Here is an 18,079-nt window from a genome sequence, read left to right as displayed (position 1 = left end):
CACACAATGGCCACCAACAAGCTCGGCATCATCGACCCGCCCATCGACGAACTTCTCTCGAAGGTCGACTCGAAGTACGCCCTCGTGATCTTCGCATCCAAGCGGGCCCGCCAGATCAACGACTACTACGCCGACCTGCACGAAGGCAGCCTGTTCGACAACGTCGGACCGCTCGTCGACTCCACCATCGACGACAAGCCGCTCTCGGTCGCCATGCACGAGATCAACGAGGACAAGCTCGTCGTCAAGCCTGCAGCGCCGATCGAGTAGAGCCTCCGGGCCGATCAGCACCGCACACGCAGTCAATTGAACATCGTCGTCGGAATCACGGGTGGCATCGCGGCCTACAAGGCCGTCAATGTCATCCGTGGTCTCGTTCTGGCCGGTCACGACGTGCACGTGGTGGCGACCGACGCCGCATTGCGCTTCGTCGGCCGGCCGACACTCGAGGCCATCTCCCGCAACACCGTGAACACCGATCTCTACGAGGCGGTGGCCGAGGTGCGGCACGTCGCCATCGGGCAGGCGGCCGATCTCATCGTGATCGCCCCGGCGACGGCGAACACCATCGCCAAGCTCGCGGCCGGTCTCGCCGACGACCTCCTCGGCAACACGGTCCTGGCCTCGAAGGCCCCGCTCGTCATCGCCCCCGCGATGCACACCGAGATGTGGCAGAACCCGGCGACGGTGGCGAACATCAGCACCCTCCGCTCGCGTGGGGTGCATCTCATCGGACCGGTGAGCGGGCAGCTCACCGGAAAAGACGCGGGGCCTGGGCGGATGGCCGAGCCCGACGACATCGTGCGCGGGGCGCTGACCGTCGCGGAGTCCGCATCCGGTGTTCCTTCTCCCGCGCGTGACCTCGAAGGCCGTTCGGTGCTCGTCACGGCCGGTGGAACCCGGGAGCCGCTCGACCCGGTGCGGTACATCGGCAACCGCTCCAGCGGTCGCCAGGGCATCGCCATCGCCCGGGCCGCCCGGGCCCGCGGTGCGCGGGTGACCCTGATCGCCGCGCACGTGGAGGTCGACCTGCCCACGGGCATCGACGTCGTGCGCGTGGAGACCACTGCCGAGCTGCTCGAGGCGGCCACCACGGCGGCACCCTCGCACGACCTCGTGATCATGGCGGCCGCCGTGGCCGACTACCGGCCCGTCACCGTCTCCGACGACAAGATCAAGAAGGCCTCGACGGGAGAGCACCTCACGCTCGAACTCGTGCAGAATCCCGACATCCTGGCCACTCTCTCGCACGCCGAACGGAACGGCCGGCTCATCGTGGGGTTCGCCGCGGAGACCGCGACCGACCGCGACGACCTGATCCGGCTCGGCCGCGAGAAGATCGCCCGCAAGGGCTGCGACTTCCTCGTGGTCAACGGGGTCGGCTGGACCACCGGTTTCGCGCAGGACGACAACACCGTCACGGTGCTCGACGCATCCGGCGCTATAGTTTTCGAGGCATCGGGCAGCAAAACGTCGGTGGCCGATGACATCCTCGGAGTGTTCGCCACCGTCCTAACAGGAGCAGAATGACCTCTCTTCGCCTTTTCACATCCGAATCCGTCACCGAGGGTCACCCCGACAAGATCTGCGACCAGATCTCCGACAGCATCCTCGACGCCCTCCTCACGGTCGATCCGCATTCCCGGGTCGCCGTGGAGACGCTCGTCACCACGGGCCTCGTGCACGTGGCCGGCGAGGTGACGACGAAGGGGTACGTCGAGATCCCCGCGATCGTGCGGGAGAAGATCACGTCGATCGGCTACACCTCCTCCGACGTCTGGTTCGACGGCCGCTCCTGCGGCGTCTCGGTGTCGATCGGCGGGCAGTCGCCCGACATCGCGCAGGGCGTCGACAACGCGTTCGAGACCCGTGAGGGCTCCTCCGTCGACGAGGTCGACCGGCAGGGCGCGGGCGATCAGGGCATCATGTTCGGCTATGCCACCACCGAGACCCCGCAGCTCATGCCGCTGCCGATCTGGCTGGCGCACCGGCTCTCCGAACGGCTCGCCGCCGTGCGCAAGGAGGGGGTTCTCGACTACCTCCGGCCCGACGGCAAGACGCAGGTGACCATCGGCTACGACGGCGTCGTGCCGAAGTCGGTCGACACCGTCGTGCTCTCCACGCAGCATTCGCCGAAGGTGGGGCTCGACCAGTTGCGGCACGACGTCGAGGCCACCGTCATCCGTCCCGTGCTCGACGCGGCCGAAGAAGGCGGGCTGAAGCTCGACTCCTCCGACGTGCGGGTGCTGATCAACCCGACGGGCATCTTCGAGATCGGCGGGCCGCAGGGCGATGCCGGACTCACCGGGCGCAAGATCATCGTCGACACCTACGGCGGGGCCTCGCGCCACGGCGGCGGCGCATTCAGCGGCAAAGACCCGTCGAAGGTCGACCGCTCGGCCGCCTACGCGATGCGCTGGGTGGCGAAGAACGCCGTGGCCGCCGGGCTCGCCTCGCGGCTCGAAGTGCAGATCGCCTACGCCATCGGCAAGGCGGCACCGGTCGGGTTCTACGTCGAGAGCTTCGGCACCGGCGTCGTCTCCGACGAGGTGATCACCGACGCGTTGCGCAGTGTCTTCGACCTGCGGCCGGCCGCGATCATCGAGGACCTCGACCTTCTGCGACCGATCTACGCCCGCACCGCGACCTACGGCCACTTCGGTCGCGAGCTGCCGGAGTTCACCTGGGAGCGCCTCGATCGGGTCGAGGAGATCCGCGCCGCCGCAGGCCTGTAACCGTGGCCGGCGAGGGCGCGCCGGGCGAACAGGTCCCGGACGGCACGGCTCGGGTGGCGCGGGTCATGCTCGAGTCGCCTTTGCCTCAGCTCGACCGGTTGTTCGACTACCTCGTGCCCGCCCCGCTGGCGACCGACGCGCGCCCCGGCGTGCGGGTCAAGGTGCCGTTGCGTTCGGCCGGGCGCACCGCACGCGGATACATCGTCGAGCTCTCCGATCTCGCTGCGCGGGGTGACTACGGCGGGTCGCTGAGCGAGATCGACGAGATCGTCTCGCCGTTGCCCGTGCTCGCCCCCGAGGTGTGGGCCCTCGCGCGAAGGCTCGCCGATCGCGCTGCCGGGAGCGCCTGCGACATCGTGCGGCTGGCGATCCCCCCGCGCTTCGTGCGGGTGGAGAAGGCGTTCATCGCGCGGCAGGGCGGAGTGTCGGCGGCGGCGGGTGTGGCCGGTGGTGCGGACTCGGCCGGGGGTGCGGACTCAGCCGGTGGTGCGGCATCCGTCGACCCCGTCGCATCCGTCGTTCCCGGCTCTCTGGTCGGTTTCGACCTCACGGGGTACTCGGCGTCGGACGCCGCCCATCTTGCCGCGCCGGGCGCTCGAGCCGCGATCGACGCCCTGGCCACGGTGGTGCCGGTGCAGACCGCCGACGGCATCGACCACACGGTCGGGCACTGGGCGCTGACCGTGGCGGAACTCGCCGCCGCTGTCTTCCGCGGCGGGGAGTCGGTGATCGTGGCGGTGCCCGACTACCGCGACCAGATCTCGCTCGAGCAGGCGTTGTCGCACCTCGGCGTGGGCAACGCGGTGGTACCGCTCGACGCCCGCCAGGCCCGCAACGACCGCTACGCGCACTTCCTCACCGCGCTGGATGGCGCACCGCACATCGTGGTGGGCAACCGCTCGAGCATCTACGCACCGGTGTCGCGGCTCGGCCTCGTCGTGATCTGGGACGAGGGGGATTCGCTGCAGAGCGAGCCCCACGCACCCTATGTACACGTGCGCGACGCGGCCCTCGTGCGCCAGGAGCAGTCCGGCTGCCGACTCGTCTTCGTCGCGCATTCGCGCAGCACCGAGGTGGAGCGTCTGGTCGAGCTCGGCTTCCTGCACCAGGTCTTCCCGGCGCCCCGTTACCTTCCGCGCGTCGTTCCGACGGCGGAGCAGGACGACGCGGATGCCCCGCAGAACGCCGCGCGCATCCCCTCCGCCGCGTGGCAGGTGGCGCGCAAGGGCCTGGAGTCGGGTCCCGTTCTCGTGCAGGTGGCGCGGCCCGGGTACGCGCCGGTGCTGGCCTGCCAGACCTGCAACGCCCCGGCGGCCTGCACGGTGTGCGGCGGGCCGCTGCACGTCGGGCGCGCCGGGCAACGACCGTCGTGCACCCTCTGCGGGGCGATCGCGGCCAACTGGACCTGCTCGCACTGCCAGGGCACCACCTACCGCTTCGCCTCGATCGGGGCCGGGCGCACGGCCGACGAACTGGGCCGTGCCTTCCCGGGTGTGCGGGTGATCGTCTCCGACGGCGAGCGCACCGTGCTCACGGTCGACGCCCGCCCCGCTCTCGTCGTGGCGACCCGCGGGGCCGAGCCCATCGCATCCGGTGGCTATCGAGCGGTGCTGCTGCTCGACGGTCCGCGGATGCTCGCCCGCGAGTCGCTGCGGGTGGCGGAAGACTGCCTGCGCTGGTGGTCGAATGCGATCGCGCTGTCGGCTCCCCGTGCGACGACCGTTCTCGTCGGCGTGGGCGGGGAGCTCGCGAAGGCGCTCGTGACCTGGCAGCAGGAGTCGGTGGCCGGGTCGGAGCTCGCCGACCGTCGGCGACTCCGCTTTCCCCCTGCGGTGCGGATCGCGACCATCACGGGGGCGGCCGACACGGTCGCCACCGCGCTGGCAGACCTCCGGGCGCTCATCAGCGACGAAGAATGGGCGAAGATGGACACACTGGGTCCGGTGCCCGCCGATGACGGGAGTGTGCGCGCGATCGTGCGCTTCGACTATTCGGTCGGGGGTGCCGTCGCCCGGCACCTGCGTGCCCTCGTCGTGAAGAACGCGACGAGCAGACGGGCGAAGGCCGGGCGTGGCCCCGGCTACCGGCCCCCACCCACGCTGCGCGTGCGGTTCGACGATTCGGAGATCATGGAATGAGAGTCGTGTTCGCGGGAACCCCCGCCGTCGCGGTGCCCAGCCTGCAGACGCTGGTGGCCCGTCACGAGGTCGTGGGGGTGGTCACCCGGCTCGACGCCCCGATCGGGCGCAAACGCGTGCTCACGCCCTCTCCGGTGGCTGTGGCGGCCGCGGAGGCGGGCATCCCGGTGATCAAGGCGAACCGGCTCGACGACGACGTGACGGCGCAGATCGCAGCGCTCGACGCGGAGCTCGGCGTGATCGTGGCCTACGGCGGTCTCGTGCGCGAGCCGCTGCTGAGCACACCGCGTCTCGGCTGGATCAACCTGCACTTCTCGCTCCTTCCGCGCTGGCGGGGCGCGGCGCCGGTGCAGTGGACCGTGATCTCGGGTGACGCCGAATCCGGCGCCACCGTGTTCCAGCTGCGGCCGGGCCTCGACGACGGTCCGATCTGGTCTCTCGCGTCGACCCCGGTCGGCCCGCATGAGACGTCGGGGAACCTGCTGTCGCGACTCTCGACCTCGGGCGCGGAGCAGCTCGTCGACACCGTCGACGGGATCGCCTCCGGGCGTCTTTCCGCTCACGAACAGGAGGGGACGGTGACCTTGGCGCCGAAACTCACCATCGACGATGCACGGCTCGATTTCACGGCGGGGCTCGACGAGGTCTACGCCCGGCTGCGCGGCGTCACGCCCGAGCCCGGCGCGTTCACCGAGATCGACGGTGTGCGCGTGAAAGTGCTGGATGCCTCGCCCGCTCGTGATCGCCCGCGCCTCGACCCGGGGGTCGTGGTCGCCGAGGGGCGGCACGTCTACGTCGGAACCGCGGGGAGCCCGCTCGAACTCCTGACCGTGCATCCCGCCGGCAAGAAGCCGATGGCGGCCGCCGACTGGTGGCGGGGCTCCGGTGCGGAGCGGATGGTGGCGCGATGAGCGGCACCGGGCGCGACTCCGGGCGAGGTTCCGGCCGCGGCTCGGGCCGGAGCGGACCGGGGGCCGGGGGGCCGCAGCGACGCAAGCCCGCCACCCCCTCGCCGAAGCCGGGCCCCGTGCAGCCGGCGCGCCGCATCGCGCTGGAGGTGATCACGGCGGTTCGTGCTGACGACGCCTACGCCAACCTGCTGCTGCCCTCGAAGATCGCCGCGGCCCGTCTCGACACGGCCGACGCCGGCCTCGCGACCGAACTCACCTACGGCACCCTCCGGCTCCGCGGCTACTACGACCGGGTGATCGAGCTCGCCTCCGGCCGCCCGATCGACGAGATCGACGGTGCAGTGCGCGACGTGCTCGAACTCGGCTGCCACCAGATCCTCTCGATGCGCGTCGCGCAGCACGCCGCCGTGAACGAATCCGTCGAACTCGCCCGGCAGGTCGCATCCCGCTCGGCGACCGGCTTCGTGAACGGCGTGCTGCGGGGCATCACCCGCACCCCCGCCAGTGAATGGCTCGAACGGGCGATGGATGCGGCGACCGACGACGACCGGCTCGCCGTGGCCGCCTCGCATCCGGCCTGGGTCATCCGGGCGTTCCGTCGTGCCCTGACAGCCGACGGTGTTCCCGCGGCCGAGCTGCCCTTCCAGCTCGACGAGTTGCTCGAGGCCGACAACACGCCCGCCCGCCTCAGCCTCACGGCTCTGCCCGGTCTTCTCGAACGGGAAGCGGTCGGGCACGGCACGGAGCCGTCGCCGCTGTCGCCGATCGGCCTGCTCGCGCCGACGGGAGATCCCGCCGCCATCCCCGCCGTGCACGAGGGCACGGCCCGGGTGCAAGATGAGGGATCGCAACTGGCGGCCCTCGCGCTCACCCGCTCCCGACCGATCGCTGCGGGGGAGCGGTGGCTCGACCTCTGCGCCGGCCCGGGCGGCAAGACCGCGGTTCTCGCGGCGGAAGCGCGGCTCGGTGGTGCGACGGTGATCGCGAACGAGCCGATCGCGGCTCGAGCCGGCCTGGTGCGTCGCGCGGTCGCGGCGATTCCGGATGCGCCGGAGGTCTGGGAGCGCGACGGCACCACCATCGGCACCGACGACCCCGAGTCATTCGATCGCATCCTCGTCGATGCGCCGTGCACCGGTCTCGGCGCTCTACGCCGCCGGCCCGAGGCACGGTGGCGCAAGACCCCCGGCGACGTCGCTGCGCTGGTCATCCTGCAGCAGGATCTGATCGACTCCGCCGTCCGAGCGCTCAAGCCCGGCGGCCTGCTGGCCTACGTCACCTGCTCGCCGCATGTCGGCGAGACCCGAGGCCAGGTGCAGGGTGCCCTGCGCCGTTGGAACGGGGTTCTCGAGCAGGTCGACGCCCAAGAGGTGCTGCGATCGGTGACGGAGGGTGCGGTCGTGCTGGGCGCTCCGGATGCGGCGGTGCAGCTCTGGCCGCATCGCAACAACACCGATGCGATGTTCGTGGCGTTGTTCCGCAAGCTCTGACTTCTCCACCACAATACGGGCGGCCCGAAGCGCCCTCCACAGATCGCGGCTGGTCGCGTTCTTCGACGCGTCTTCCCGAGATCGTGGAGACATGACCACCAAGATCATTCCGGCCCAGATCGCCGCCCAGATGCCCCACCGCTCCGACTTCGACATCGTGGAGTTGGTGAGTTCCCTCGTGGGCGAAGCCATCCGCCGTCAGTGCTGGCTGATGTTTCTCGACGAGGAGCATCGTCCGCTGCCTCTGATCGTGCCGTATGCGGATTTCGACCTCGATCCACCCGACGACGAGATCGCGAAGTACGGCGCGCTGGCCTGCGGCATGGCGCGCACGACGGGCGCGGCGAGCATCCTGCTCACCTGGGAGCGGCCGGGAGGGTCTGAACTCGACGACGCCGAACGCAGCCTGCTCTCGGCGGTCTCGGGGGCGATCGCCGTCGGCGGTGTGCCGGTGCGGGCGCGCCTCCTCAGCTTCTCCGACGGGGTGCGACTTCTGCCTGAGGAATCGTCATGAGCGTGATATCGTCGGTTTCGGCGAAGGGAGCCATCACCACCGACATCATCATCTCCGACCTGCCCGACGACGTGATCGCGGCGCTCGATGCCATAGCCGAGCGCGTGGCGATGACGCGAGAAGACTTCATCACCGCCGTGCTGTGGCGCGAAGCCCGCAAACCGCTACTCACCGAGGCGGAATACGAAGAAGCACGCGAGGCATTCGCGCGGTTGGCCTGGATGCTTGGCGATGCTCACCAAGCGAGTCCCTGATGGGTGTCCACTGGCTGATCGACACTTCAGCGCTCAGCCGACTCTCCAGCAGCCTCGACGACCGGACATGGGTCGATCGAATCAAACGTGGACTGGTGGGCGTCTGCACCGTGTCCCGCCTCGAGATGGGTTTCACTGCCCGGTCGGCATCGGACTGGGAGCGAATCACGTCGACATTCCCGGTGACGGGTCTCGTACTCGAGCTGTCGACGCCGGCGATTGAGGTGCGAGCTGTGGAGATCCAGAGGTTGCTGGCCGAGCGCGGACATCATCGCGCGGCGTCTGTGGTCGACGTTCTCACCGCGGCTACCGCGGAGATCTGTCGGCTCACCGTGCTGCACGTCGACAAGGACTTCGAGCTGATCGCCGACGTGACCGGGCAGCCGGTCGAGCGGCTGGCTGTCGGCAACGGTGTCGACGGTCAGACCCCGCGGGCGAGCGGGCGGTAGGGTCGGATCGTGGTAGTGCGCATCAACCCCAGCATCCTGGCCGCCGACTTCGCGAACCTCGAAACCGAGCTCGGCCGCATCTCCAACGCCGACCTGGCGCACGTCGACGTGATGGACAACCACTTCGTGCCGAACCTCACCATCGGCCTCCCGGTGGTGGAGCGGCTGCAGCAGGTGTCCCCGATCCCGCTCGACCTGCACCTGATGATCGACGATCCGGGTCGCTGGGCACCGCTCTACGCGGAGACGGGCGCCTACTCCGTCACCTTCCACGCCGAAGCCACGACCGATCCGGTCGCCGTCGCCCGTAGCCTCCGTGAACGAGGAGCCCGTGCAGGCATCGCCATCAAGCCCGGCACCGAGGTCGAGCCCTACCTCGAACTGCTGCCCGAGTTCGACCTGGTGCTCATCATGACCGTGGAGCCCGGGTTCGGCGGGCAGTCGTTCATGGCGGGCACCATGCCCAAGCTCGGCCGTCTCGCCGAGGCGGTGAAGACCTCCGGGCTCGACATCTGGATCGAGGTCGACGGCGGCATCAACGACGACACGATCGCGGTCGCGGCCGACGCGGGCGCCAACACCTTCGTGGCCGGCTCGAGCGTCTTCGGCGCCGAGAGCGCAGCCGCCCAGGTCGATCACCTGCGTTCGCTCGCGGCCCGGCACACCCACTGACACCGGTACCCTTGACAGGTGAAGACTTTCGACGAGCTGTTCCTCGAACTCTCCGCCAAGGCGGTCGAGCGCCCCGAGGGCTCACGCACCGTTCGTGAACTCGACGGTGGCGTGCACACGATCGGCAAGAAGATCGTCGAAGAGGCCGCCGAGGTGTGGATGGCTGCCGAGTACGAGTCGGCGGAGAACGCGGCCGAGGAGATCTCGCAGCTGCTCTACCACCTGCAGGTGATGATGCTGGCGAAGGGTCTGACCCCGGCCGACATCTACCGACATCTGTGAACCGAGCAGTAGACGATCCCGATACCTTCTCTTCTCTCTGAAAGACCTTCCATGCTCAAGATCGCGGTGCCCAACAAGGGTTCCCTGTCCGAAACCGCCGCCCAGATGCTCGCCGAGGCCGGCTACGTGGGTCGGCGCGACCCGCGGGAACTGGTCGTGCTCGACCCCCGCAACGACGTCGAGTTCTTCTACCTGCGCCCGCGCGACATCGCCACCTACGTCGGCTCCGGCGCACTCGACGTCGGCATCACCGGCCGCGACCTGCTGCTCGACTCCGAGTCGACGGCCACCGAGACGGCTGCGCTGAACTTCGGCGAGTCGACCTTCCGCTTCGCTCGCCCCGTCGGCACCGCGATCGAACTGGCCGATCTGCACGGCGCCCGTGTCGCCACCAGCTACCCCGGCCTGGTCGGCGCGTTCCTCGCCGGACACGGCATCACCGCAACCCTCATCCGACTCGACGGCGCGGTCGAATCCGCCGTGCGCCTCGGGGTCGCGGATGCGGTCGCCGACGTCGTCTCCACCGGTTCCACCTTGCGCACCGCCGGTCTCGAGATCTTCGGCCCGGTCATCCTGGAGTCCACCGCCGTGCTGATCAGCTCGGGAACCGAGCACCCTGGCGCCGCCACCCTGCTGCGCCGCCTGCAGGGCGTGCTGGTGGCCCGCCAGTACGTGCTGATGGATTACGACGTGCCCGTCGTCAACCTCGACGAAGCCGTCGCGCTGACCCCGGGCATCGAGTCGCCCACCATTTCGCCCCTGCACGACCCCGAGTGGGTCGCGGTGCGCTCGATGGTGCCGCGTTTCGACACCAACCACGTGATGGACGAGCTCTACGCCGTCGGCGCGCGGGCCATCCTCGTCAGCCCGATCCACGCCGCGAGAATCTGATGTCGCTCGCGGTACGCGTCATCCCGTGTCTCGACGTGGCGGGCGGCCGCGTGGTGAAGGGTGTGAACTTCGAGAACCTGCGCGACGCGGGCGATCCGGTGGAGCTCGCCGCCCTCTACTCCGCGCAGGGCGCCGACGAACTCACCTTCCTCGACGTGACCGCCACGGTCGATGCCCGCGAGACGATGTATGACGTGGTGCGCCAGACCGCCGAACAGGTGTTCATCCCACTCACGGTCGGCGGGGGAGTGCGTTCCACCGACGACGTGGCCCGACTCCTCGCCCACGGCGCCGACAAGGTGGGCGTGAACAGCGCCGCCATCGCACGCCCTCACCTGCTCGACGAGATCGCCGACCGCTTCGGCGCCCAGGTGCTCGTGCTCTCGCTCGACGTGAAGCGCACCGAGCCCAGCGACTTCGTGCCTTCGGGCTTCGTGGTCACGACGCACGGCGGCCGTCGCGAGACCGAGTTGGATGCGCTCGCCTGGGCGCGCCAGGCCATCGAACGCGGCACCGGCGAACTGCTGGTCAACTCGATCGACGCCGACGGCACGAAAGACGGCTTCGACCTCGAACTCATGAGCCTCATGCGCGAACTGAGCTCGGTGCCGGTGATCGCCTCGGGCGGCGCAGGTAAGGTGGAGCACTTCGGCCAGGCTGTGGCGGCCGGCGCCGACGCGGTGCTCGCGGCATCCGTGTTCCACCTGCGCGAGATGACAGTGGGCGACGTGAAAGACGAACTGAGAAAAGAAGGGGTGGTCGTGCGATGAACGACGTGGATGCCGTGCTCGAGCGGGCGACGTTCGATTCCGCCGGGCTGCTGCCGGCGATCATCCAGCAATGGGACACCAAGGAGGTGCTCATGCTCGGATACATGAACGCCGAAGCCCTCCGCCGCACGCTCACCGAGGGGCGGGTGACATTCTGGTCGCGCTCCCGCCAGGAGTTCTGGCGCAAGGGCGACACCTCCGGCAACGTGCAGTACGTGAAGAGCGCCGCCTTCGACTGCGACGACGACACACTCCTCGTGCAGGTCGACCAGATCGGCGCTGCCTGCCACACGGGGGCCCGCCGTTGCTTCGATGTCGACCCGTTGGAGCCGGTCGTGGGGCAGCCGGTCGTGGGTTCGCCCACGACCTGAAATACTCGTAAGACCATGACTTCCACCTCACAGAACTCGACCACGCGTGCCGAGTTCGGGCAGCTGCATGCGAGTCACCGGGTCATCCCGGTGATCCGCGAATTGTTCGCCGACGGGGAGACACCGGTAGGCATCTACCGCAAACTCGCCGACGGCCGCCCGGGCACCTTCCTGCTCGAATCCGCGGAGCAGGGCGGCATCTGGTCGAGGTTCTCGTTCATCGGCGTCTCGAGCTTCGGCGTGCTCACCGAGAACGACGACCACGCGGTCTGGCTCGATCTCGGCCTGCCCGAGGAGCGCGCCTTCCCGGCCGGCCTCCCCGCCGGCCCGTTGGAGGCGCTCAGTGCGCTCTACGAGCTGTGGAAGACGCCGGCCGTGGCGACGCATCCGCCCCTCACCGGCGGACTCGTGGGCTTCATCGGCTGGGAGTCGGTGCGCCAGATCGAGCGTCTGCCGAACCGGCCACCGGCCGACTACCGGATGCCGAGCCAGGGTCTCTCGTTCGTCTCCGAGATCGTCGTCGTCGACCACAGCAACGGCACGCTGCAACTGCTGGTGAACGTGCTGACCGACGACGGCACGGATGCCGACACGCTCTGGACAGCCGCTCAGGCGCGCCTCGACGAGCTGCAGAATGCGCTCGCCCAGCCGGCCGAGGCGTGGCTCGCGACGGTCGATTTCGCCAGCACCGCCGATCCTCGCCACCGCACCGAGCGCGATGACTTCCTCGCCGCCGTCGAGGTGGCGAAGGAGCACATCCGTGAGGGCGACATCTTCCAGGTCGTGGTCTCGCAACGCTTCGAGCTCGACGTGGTGGCGCATCCGCTCGACGTCTACCGGGCGCTGCGCACGCTCAACCCGAGCCCGTACATGTACCTGCTGAGCCTCGTCGACACCGACGGAACGCCGTACGAGATCGTCGGATCGAGCCCCGAGGCTCTCGTGAAGGTGGAGCGCGGGCGGGCGCACACGCATCCGATCGCCGGTTCGAAGCCGCGTGGCGCCACCCCGCAAGAGGATCTCGATCTGGAGCACGAGCTGCTCGGCGACCAGAAAGAGAAGGCGGAGCACCTGATGCTCGTCGATCTCGCGCGCAACGACCTGCTGAAGGTGTGCGAGGCCGATTCGGTCGAGGTCACCGAGTTCATGCGGGTGGAGCGGTTCAGCCACATCATGCACATCGTGTCGTCGGTCGAGGGGCAGATGCGCGACGGAATCGACGCGATCGACGTCTTTCGGGCGACCTTCCCTGCCGGCACGCTGTCGGGCGCGCCGAAGCCGCGTGCCCTCGAGATCATCGACGCCCTGGAGCCCGCCCAACGCGGTCTCTACGGGGGAGTCGTGGGCTACTTCGGCTTCGGCGGCGACGCCGACCTCGCCATCGCGATCCGCACGGCGACCATCCGTGACGGCGTGGCGCACGTGCAGGCGGGCGGCGGTCTGGTGGCCGACTCCGACCCGGCGAGCGAGTTCCAGGAGTCGCAGAACAAGGCCGCGGCGCCCCTGCGAGCGGTGGCGGTGGCGAACGCGATGACGAGAGTGCGCTGATGAGCACGGATGCGCCGGGCGCGACCTCAGGCGACACCGGTGCTGCAGGCGCCTCGGGCGGCACCGACCCGGCTCGCGCCGACACCGTCCGCTCCGGGCGGCGTCTCAAGGCCCTCGCCATTCTGGCCGTGCTCGGTCTGAGCGCCCTCACCTTCCTGGCCTGGTCGCAATCCTGGGGCACCCTCACCATCGTGGCCGGCACCACCAGTGCGGCGACGCTCGACGTTCCGGGCTCCGTGGCTGCGCCTGCGCTCTCGGCTCTCGCCCTCGCCGGGATCGCCTTGGCCGGTGCCCTCGCGATCGCGGGCCCGATCATCCGGATCGTGCTCGGAGCGCTCGAGGTGCTGCTCGGCGCGAGCGTGCTCGCCTCGGCTGTCGGCGCAGTGACCGATCCGGTCGCCGCCGGCGCCTCGGTCGTCACGACCAGCACCGGCGTGGCGGGCACGCAGTCGGTGCGCGATCTCGTGACCGTGAGCACCACCACCCCCTGGGCGGCGGTGACCGTGGCGCTCGGCGCCCTGATGATCGTCGCGGGCGTGTTCGTGATCGTCACCGTGCGGCGATGGCCGCAGGCGAGCCGCAAATACCAGGCCGTCGCCTTCGAGGGCGCCGACGGGCAGCGCAGCGCCGATCCGGCCGACTTCTTCGACGACGAGCCGGTCGACTCCACGGAGACGAGGGCGGATGCGCCGTCTGCTCCGCCCACCTCGACGAGGCCTCCCGCGACGACGGCCCGGGATGCGGCGGTCGACGATTGGGACAACCTGACGCACGGCACCGACCCGACCCGCTGAACCCGACACGGGGGCAAGACCCCGGTAGACTTTCCTCGTACCTCCACCCGTGAGACAGGAAGCGATCGATGAGCTCTGACGTTGAAGAACTAGGCGAAGGCCACTCTCCCGCCGCATGGACGGCCGTCATCGTGGCACTCGTGGGAATCGCGATCGGCACCGTCGCCTTCGTTCTCGACGTGCAGTGGCTCGTCTGGGCCGCCGCCGGGCTCACGCTCGTCGGCTTCATCCTGGGCTGGGCGCTCGCCCGCGCGGGTTACGGCGTCAACGGGTCGCGCACTCAGCACAAGGAGCACTGACTCCGTGCTCGCCGATCTCGTAGCCGGAGCGCTCGAGGATGCGGCGGATCGGCAGGCCACGCGCGGCTTCGACGTGGTCGAGGCTGCGGCAGCCGCGGCTCCGCCCGCTCTCGATGCCCTCACCTTCCTCGCGCCCGCCGAGCGGGTGAAGATCATCGCCGAGGTGAAGCGCGCGAGTCCCTCGCGCGGCGCCCTCGCCACCATCGCCGACCCGGCCGAACTGGCCGCGCGTTACGCGGCCGGAGGGGCCGGCGCCATCAGCGTGCTGACCGAACAGCGCAAGTTCAAAGGCTCTCTCGCCGACCTGGAGGCGGTGCGCGCTGCCGTCGACATCCCGGTGCTCCGCAAAGACTTCATCGCCACCGAGTACCAGGTGCTCGAAGCGCGGGCCGCGGGCGCCGACCTGGTGCTCCTGATCGTCGCGGCGCTCGACCAGCCCACGCTCACGCACCTGCATGAGTTCGCGGTCTCGCTGGGCATGACGCCGTTGGTGGAGACCCACGACGCCGTCGAGGTGTCACGTGCCGTCGATCTCGGTGCCCGCCTCGTGGGCGTCAACGCCCGCAATCTCAGCACCTTCGAGCTCGACACCGATCTGTTCGGTCGCCTGGTCGACCGCATCCCCGCCGGCACGATCAAGGTGGCCGAATCCGCCGTCTCGACCGTCGCCGATGTTGCCCACTACCGTTCGTCGGGTGCCGACGTGGTGCTGGTCGGCGAAGCCCTCGTCACGGGCGACGACCCGGTGGCGACATTGAAGGAGTTCCTCTCCGTATGACCGATCTCACCCCCTCCCTCCGCGCCGAGGCGGGCCCGTTCTTCGGCGAGTTCGGCGGCCGGTTCATGCCGGAGTCGCTGATCGCCGCGCTCGACGAGCTCGCCGACGCCTACCAGCTCGCGAAGCTCGATCCGGCCTTCCACGAGGAGCTCGCCGCTCTCGGCCGCACCTACACCGGTCGTCCGTCGATCCTCACCGAGGTGCCGCGGTTCGCCCGCCATGCCGGCGGCGCCCGCGTCATCCTGAAGCGCGAAGACCTCAACCACACCGGCTCGCACAAGATCAACAACGTGCTCGGTCAGGCCCTCATCGCGCGCCGCATCGGTAAGTCGCGCCTGATCGCCGAGACCGGTGCCGGGCAGCACGGCGTCGCCACCGCGACCGCCGCCGCCTTGTTCGGCATGGAGTGCGTCGTCTACATGGGCGAGGTCGACACGGAGCGCCAGGCATTGAACGTGGCCCGGATGCGTCTGCTCGGCGCCGAGGTCATCCCCGTCACGAGCGGCACGCGCACCCTCAAAGACGCCCTGAACGAGGCATTCCGCGACTGGGTGGCGAACGTGGAGAACACCCACTACCTGCTCGGCACGGTGGCCGGCCCGCACCCGTTCCCCGTGATGGTGCGCGACTTCGTCAAGGTCATCGGCGAGGAGGCGCGCCAACAGATGCTCGACCTCACCGGCGCGCTTCCGGATGCGGTGACCGCGTGCGTGGGCGGCGGCTCGAACGCGATCGGAATCTTCCACGCCTTCCTCGACGACACCTCGGTGGGGCTCTACGGCTACGAGGCCGCCGGTCTCGGTGCCGACACCGACAAGCACGCGGCCACCATCACGAAGGGCCGCCCCGGCGTGCTGCACGGCTCGCGCAGCTATATGCTGCAGGATGCCGACGGCCAGACCCTCGACTCGCACTCGATCTCCGCGGGCCTCGACTACCCGGGCGTCGGCCCCGAGCACGCCTGGCTCGCCTCGATCGGCCGCGCGAACTACCGCCCGATCACCGACGAGGCGGCGATGCAGGCCTTCCGCCTGATGTGCAGCACGGAAGGCATCATCCCGGCCATCGAATCGGCGCACGCCCTGGCCGGCACGATCGATCTCGGTCGTGAGCTCGGCCCCGACGCCACGATCCTGGTGTCGTTGAGCGGCCGCGGCGACAAAGACGTGGAGACCGCGGGCCGGTACTTCGATGTGCTCGACGAGCAGGGGAACGCGAAGGTATGAGCGACACGATGCACGAGGCGGCCGCCCCCGCGACCCGCGAATCGCCCGTCGCCCGTACCATCGCGGCCGCCAACGCCGAGCGCGCCGGCGCCTTGGTGGGCTACCTGCCGGTGGGTTTCCCGTCACTCGACGCGAGTGTCGACGCCGCAGTCGCCTTGGTGGAGAACGGCGTCGACGTGCTCGAACTCGGCTTGCCCTACTCCGATCCGGTGATGGACGGCCCGGTCATCCAGGCCGCGACCCTCGCGTCGCTGCAGGGCGGCTTCCACCTCACGGATGCCTTCACCGCGGTGGAGCGCATCCGCTCCCGCGTCGACGCACCCGTCTTGCTGATGACCTATTGGAACCCGGTGCTGCAGTACGGCGTCGACCGCTTCGCCGACGACCTCGTGTCAGCCGGTGGGGCGGGGCTCATCACGCCCGACCTCACGGTCGACTCCGGCGCCGACTGGCTCGCCACGAGCGACCGCACGGGTCTTGACCGAGTGTTCCTCGCCGCACCCACCTCCACCGACGCGCGTCTGCGTCTCGCCATCGAGAACAGTCGAGGCTTCGTCTACACCGTCTCCACCATGGGCATCACGGGCGCCCGAGCCGACCTCGACGCGGCGGCCCGCACCCTGGTGGCTCGGCTGCGCGAGCAGGGCGGCGAGAGCCTCGCGGTCGGCATCGGCATCTCGACGCCCGATCAGATCGCCGAGATTTTGAGCTACGCCGACGGAGCCATCGTCGGATCGGCGCTGGTGAAGGCGCTGGCCGACGGGGGAGTCGCGGCCGTCGGGCGCCTCGCCGCAGAACTGGCCGAGGGCACGCACCGGTAGGGTAGCGGGATGTTCGTGCCCCTCAGCATCCCCAGCCCCGATGTGAGTTCCTTCGACCTCACCCAGTGGCTCTCGAGCATCGGGTTGACCTTCTTCGGTCAGTGGAACCTGCCCATCCGGTTCTACGCGCTCTGCCTGATCGCCGGCATCATCCTGGCCACCTGGATCACCTCCCGTCGGCTCACCAGGCGGGGCGCGGAGCCCGGGGTGGTGCTCGACATCATCATCTGGGCCGTGCCGCTCGGTTTCGTGGGGGCGCGCGTGTTCCACGTGCTGACGCATCCGGGCGACTACTTCTACGACGGCGCGAACCTCTGGGAGGTGTTCGCGATCTGGAACGGCGGCATCGCCGTGTTCGGCTCGCTCATCGGCGGCGCAGTCGGAGCTTTCATCGGCTGCCGACTGAGCGGCATCCGCTTCTGGACCTTCGCGGATGCGCTCGCACCCGCGATGCTGGTGGCCCAAGCCGTCGGGCGGCTCGGCAACTACTTCAACACGGAGCTCTTCGGCCAGCCCACCACGCTTCCCTGGGGTCTCGAAGTGCCCTCCGACAACCCGGCCTTCCCTACCGGGCTCGCCGACGGCACACTGTTCCAGCCGACCTTCCTGTACGAGATCATCTGGAACCTCGCAGGCGTCGCCGTGCTGCTCTGGCTCGAACGGCGCTTCCGTCTGCAATGGGGCAAGGTGTTCGGCTTCTACCTCATCTGGTACGGCATCGGGCGGTCATGGTTCGAGACGATCCGGGTCGATCCGAGTGAGATCTTCCTCGGCGTGCGCACCAACGTGTGGGGCGCCTGGGCGGCGATCCTGGCCGGCATCATCCTCATCCTGGTGCAGTCACGGCGGCACCCCGGCGTCGAGCCGAGCCCCTACCGGCCCGGGGCGGAATGGGTTCCGCCTTCCGCTGAGGTAGAATCGACCGACACGTATTCGGACGACGAGCTGGAGGGCGAGGAAGCTCCCGAGGCTACCGAGAACGAGGCAGTCGAACCGAGCGCCAAAAGTGAAGTCGGAGCGAAGCCCTAGTCTGCGCAGATACAGCACCCGGCACAGACACATCGGACCCCCACAGGGAGACAGCATCCCGGTGGACACACACTGACATCCTTGGGCCATTGGCGTCCCAGTTCCCT

20 protein-coding genes and 1 pseudogene are annotated in these 18,079 nt (G+C 69.4%); all 21 read left to right on the top strand.

Going from position 1 to position 18,079, the window contains the following annotated elements:
• Positions 1-6 precede the first annotated feature (6 nt).
• The 21 genes and pseudogenes from rpoZ to lgt all read left to right on the top strand — a co-directional run bounded on the left by rpoZ (position 7) and on the right by lgt (position 17,972).
• Positions 7-270, top strand: a complete 264-nt coding sequence (gene rpoZ, locus N1027_RS15275) for a DNA-directed RNA polymerase subunit omega (RefSeq protein WP_259508988.1) — start codon at positions 7-9, stop codon at positions 268-270.
• A gap of 27 nt (positions 271-297) precedes the next feature.
• Positions 298-1,530: pseudogene (gene coaBC, locus N1027_RS15270) on the top strand (bifunctional phosphopantothenoylcysteine decarboxylase/phosphopantothenate--cysteine ligase CoaBC); the annotation flags it as partial.
• Positions 1,527-2,735 carry a methionine adenosyltransferase gene (metK, locus tag N1027_RS15265; protein WP_259508986.1) on the top strand — a complete coding sequence of 403 codons (1,209 nt, stop codon included), beginning with the start codon at positions 1,527-1,529 and terminating at the stop codon, positions 2,733-2,735. The pseudogene coaBC and the gene metK, both read left to right, overlap by 4 nt.
• 65 nt (positions 2,736-2,800) lie before the next feature.
• Positions 2,801-4,873, top strand: a complete 2,073-nt coding sequence (locus N1027_RS15260) for a primosomal protein N' family DNA-binding protein (protein WP_259508985.1) — start codon at positions 2,801-2,803, stop codon at positions 4,871-4,873.
• Positions 4,870-5,784, top strand: a complete 915-nt coding sequence (fmt, locus tag N1027_RS15255) for a methionyl-tRNA formyltransferase (protein ID WP_259508984.1) — start codon at positions 4,870-4,872, stop codon at positions 5,782-5,784. Before N1027_RS15260 ends, fmt begins: the two co-directional genes overlap by 4 nt.
• Positions 5,781-7,274: an RsmB/NOP family class I SAM-dependent RNA methyltransferase gene (locus tag N1027_RS15250; protein WP_259508983.1), complete on the top strand. Its 1,494-nt coding sequence runs from the start codon at positions 5,781-5,783 to the stop codon at positions 7,272-7,274. Before fmt ends, N1027_RS15250 begins: the two co-directional genes overlap by 4 nt.
• A gap of 91 nt (positions 7,275-7,365) precedes the next feature.
• Positions 7,366-7,788 carry a hypothetical protein gene (locus tag N1027_RS15245; RefSeq protein ID WP_259508982.1) on the top strand — a complete coding sequence of 141 codons (423 nt, stop codon included), beginning with the start codon at positions 7,366-7,368 and terminating at the stop codon, positions 7,786-7,788.
• Positions 7,785-8,042 (top strand): hypothetical protein, encoded by a 258-nt coding sequence (locus N1027_RS15240; RefSeq protein WP_259508981.1) that lies wholly within the window; start codon positions 7,785-7,787, stop codon positions 8,040-8,042. Before N1027_RS15245 ends, N1027_RS15240 begins: the two co-directional genes overlap by 4 nt.
• A 182-nt stretch (positions 8,043-8,224) precedes the next feature.
• Positions 8,225-8,491, top strand: coding sequence for a PIN domain-containing protein (locus N1027_RS15235; protein WP_259508980.1), 267 nt, complete (start codon positions 8,225-8,227; stop codon positions 8,489-8,491).
• 9 nt (positions 8,492-8,500) lie between these two features.
• Positions 8,501-9,163: a ribulose-phosphate 3-epimerase gene (gene rpe, locus N1027_RS15230; protein WP_372499747.1), complete on the top strand. Its 663-nt coding sequence runs from the start codon at positions 8,501-8,503 to the stop codon at positions 9,161-9,163.
• Positions 9,164-9,181: 18 nt separating this feature from the next.
• A complete protein-coding gene (locus tag N1027_RS15225) occupies positions 9,182-9,445 on the top strand; it encodes a phosphoribosyl-ATP diphosphatase (RefSeq protein WP_259508979.1) in 264 nt (87 codons plus the stop codon).
• 51 nt (positions 9,446-9,496) lie between these two features.
• On the top strand, positions 9,497-10,336 hold the full coding sequence (hisG, locus tag N1027_RS15220; RefSeq protein WP_259508978.1) for an ATP phosphoribosyltransferase: 840 nt from the start codon (positions 9,497-9,499) through the stop codon (positions 10,334-10,336).
• Positions 10,336-11,106 carry an imidazole glycerol phosphate synthase subunit HisF gene (gene hisF, locus N1027_RS15215; RefSeq protein ID WP_259508977.1) on the top strand — a complete coding sequence of 257 codons (771 nt, stop codon included), beginning with the start codon at positions 10,336-10,338 and terminating at the stop codon, positions 11,104-11,106. The genes hisG and hisF overlap by 1 nt, the downstream gene beginning before the upstream one ends.
• Positions 11,103-11,477, top strand: a complete 375-nt coding sequence (gene hisI, locus N1027_RS15210; RefSeq protein WP_259508976.1) for a phosphoribosyl-AMP cyclohydrolase — start codon at positions 11,103-11,105, stop codon at positions 11,475-11,477. The genes hisF and hisI overlap by 4 nt, the downstream gene beginning before the upstream one ends.
• A gap of 15 nt (positions 11,478-11,492) precedes the next feature.
• A complete protein-coding gene (locus N1027_RS15205) occupies positions 11,493-13,025 on the top strand; it encodes an anthranilate synthase component I (protein WP_259508975.1) in 1,533 nt (510 codons plus the stop codon).
• Positions 13,025-13,819, top strand: a complete 795-nt coding sequence (locus tag N1027_RS15200; protein WP_259508974.1) for a Trp biosynthesis-associated membrane protein — start codon at positions 13,025-13,027, stop codon at positions 13,817-13,819. The genes N1027_RS15205 and N1027_RS15200 overlap by 1 nt, the downstream gene beginning before the upstream one ends.
• A gap of 68 nt (positions 13,820-13,887) precedes the next feature.
• The gene (locus N1027_RS15195; protein ID WP_259508973.1) at positions 13,888-14,118 is read left to right on the top strand and encodes an HGxxPAAW family protein; all 231 of its coding nucleotides are present in this window, start codon (positions 13,888-13,890) and stop codon (positions 14,116-14,118) included.
• A gap of 4 nt (positions 14,119-14,122) precedes the next feature.
• Positions 14,123-14,896 (top strand): indole-3-glycerol phosphate synthase TrpC, encoded by a 774-nt coding sequence (gene trpC / locus N1027_RS15190; protein WP_259508972.1) that lies wholly within the window; start codon positions 14,123-14,125, stop codon positions 14,894-14,896.
• The gene (gene trpB, locus N1027_RS15185) at positions 14,893-16,122 is read left to right on the top strand and encodes a tryptophan synthase subunit beta (protein ID WP_259508971.1); all 1,230 of its coding nucleotides are present in this window, start codon (positions 14,893-14,895) and stop codon (positions 16,120-16,122) included. Before trpC ends, trpB begins: the two co-directional genes overlap by 4 nt.
• Positions 16,119-16,943: a tryptophan synthase subunit alpha gene (gene trpA / locus N1027_RS15180; RefSeq protein WP_259508969.1), complete on the top strand. Its 825-nt coding sequence runs from the start codon at positions 16,119-16,121 to the stop codon at positions 16,941-16,943. Before trpB ends, trpA begins: the two co-directional genes overlap by 4 nt.
• Positions 16,944-16,952: 9 nt before the next feature.
• Positions 16,953-17,972 (top strand): prolipoprotein diacylglyceryl transferase, encoded by a 1,020-nt coding sequence (gene lgt / locus N1027_RS15175; RefSeq protein ID WP_259508968.1) that lies wholly within the window; start codon positions 16,953-16,955, stop codon positions 17,970-17,972.
• Positions 17,973-18,079: the final 107 nt, after the last annotated feature.

This window comes from Herbiconiux aconitum (assembly GCF_024979235.1).
In the GTDB taxonomy this organism is placed as follows: domain Bacteria; phylum Actinomycetota; class Actinomycetes; order Actinomycetales; family Microbacteriaceae; genus Herbiconiux; species Herbiconiux aconitum.
This window is presented reverse-complemented; position numbering and strand designations above follow the sequence as displayed.

Excerpts from the sequence above, each read along its gene's own strand:
- metK (WP_259508986.1), top strand. The coding sequence starts at position 1,527 with ATGACCTCTCTTCGCCTTTTCACATCCGAATCCGTCACCGAGGGTCAC.
- N1027_RS15195 (WP_259508973.1), top strand. The coding sequence starts at position 13,888 with ATGAGCTCTGACGTTGAAGAACTAGGCGAAGGCCACTCTCCCGCCGCA.
- fmt (WP_259508984.1), top strand. The coding sequence starts at position 4,870 with ATGAGAGTCGTGTTCGCGGGAACCCCCGCCGTCGCGGTGCCCAGCCTG.
- lgt (WP_259508968.1), top strand. The coding sequence starts at position 16,953 with ATGTTCGTGCCCCTCAGCATCCCCAGCCCCGATGTGAGTTCCTTCGAC.
- trpA (WP_259508969.1), top strand. The coding sequence starts at position 16,119 with ATGAGCGACACGATGCACGAGGCGGCCGCCCCCGCGACCCGCGAATCG.
- rpoZ (WP_259508988.1), top strand. The coding sequence starts at position 7 with ATGGCCACCAACAAGCTCGGCATCATCGACCCGCCCATCGACGAACTT.
- hisF (WP_259508977.1), top strand. The coding sequence starts at position 10,336 with ATGTCGCTCGCGGTACGCGTCATCCCGTGTCTCGACGTGGCGGGCGGC.
- N1027_RS15200 (WP_259508974.1), top strand. The coding sequence starts at position 13,025 with ATGAGCACGGATGCGCCGGGCGCGACCTCAGGCGACACCGGTGCTGCA.
- trpB (WP_259508971.1), top strand. The coding sequence starts at position 14,893 with ATGACCGATCTCACCCCCTCCCTCCGCGCCGAGGCGGGCCCGTTCTTC.
- N1027_RS15205 (WP_259508975.1), top strand. The coding sequence starts at position 11,493 with ATGACTTCCACCTCACAGAACTCGACCACGCGTGCCGAGTTCGGGCAG.
- N1027_RS15245 (WP_259508982.1), top strand. The coding sequence starts at position 7,366 with ATGACCACCAAGATCATTCCGGCCCAGATCGCCGCCCAGATGCCCCAC.
- N1027_RS15250 (WP_259508983.1), top strand. The coding sequence starts at position 5,781 with ATGAGCGGCACCGGGCGCGACTCCGGGCGAGGTTCCGGCCGCGGCTCG.
- hisG (WP_259508978.1), top strand. The coding sequence starts at position 9,497 with ATGCTCAAGATCGCGGTGCCCAACAAGGGTTCCCTGTCCGAAACCGCC.
- N1027_RS15260 (WP_259508985.1), top strand. The coding sequence starts at position 2,801 with ATGCTCGAGTCGCCTTTGCCTCAGCTCGACCGGTTGTTCGACTACCTC.
- hisI (WP_259508976.1), top strand. The coding sequence starts at position 11,103 with ATGAACGACGTGGATGCCGTGCTCGAGCGGGCGACGTTCGATTCCGCC.
- N1027_RS15240 (WP_259508981.1), top strand. The coding sequence starts at position 7,785 with ATGAGCGTGATATCGTCGGTTTCGGCGAAGGGAGCCATCACCACCGAC.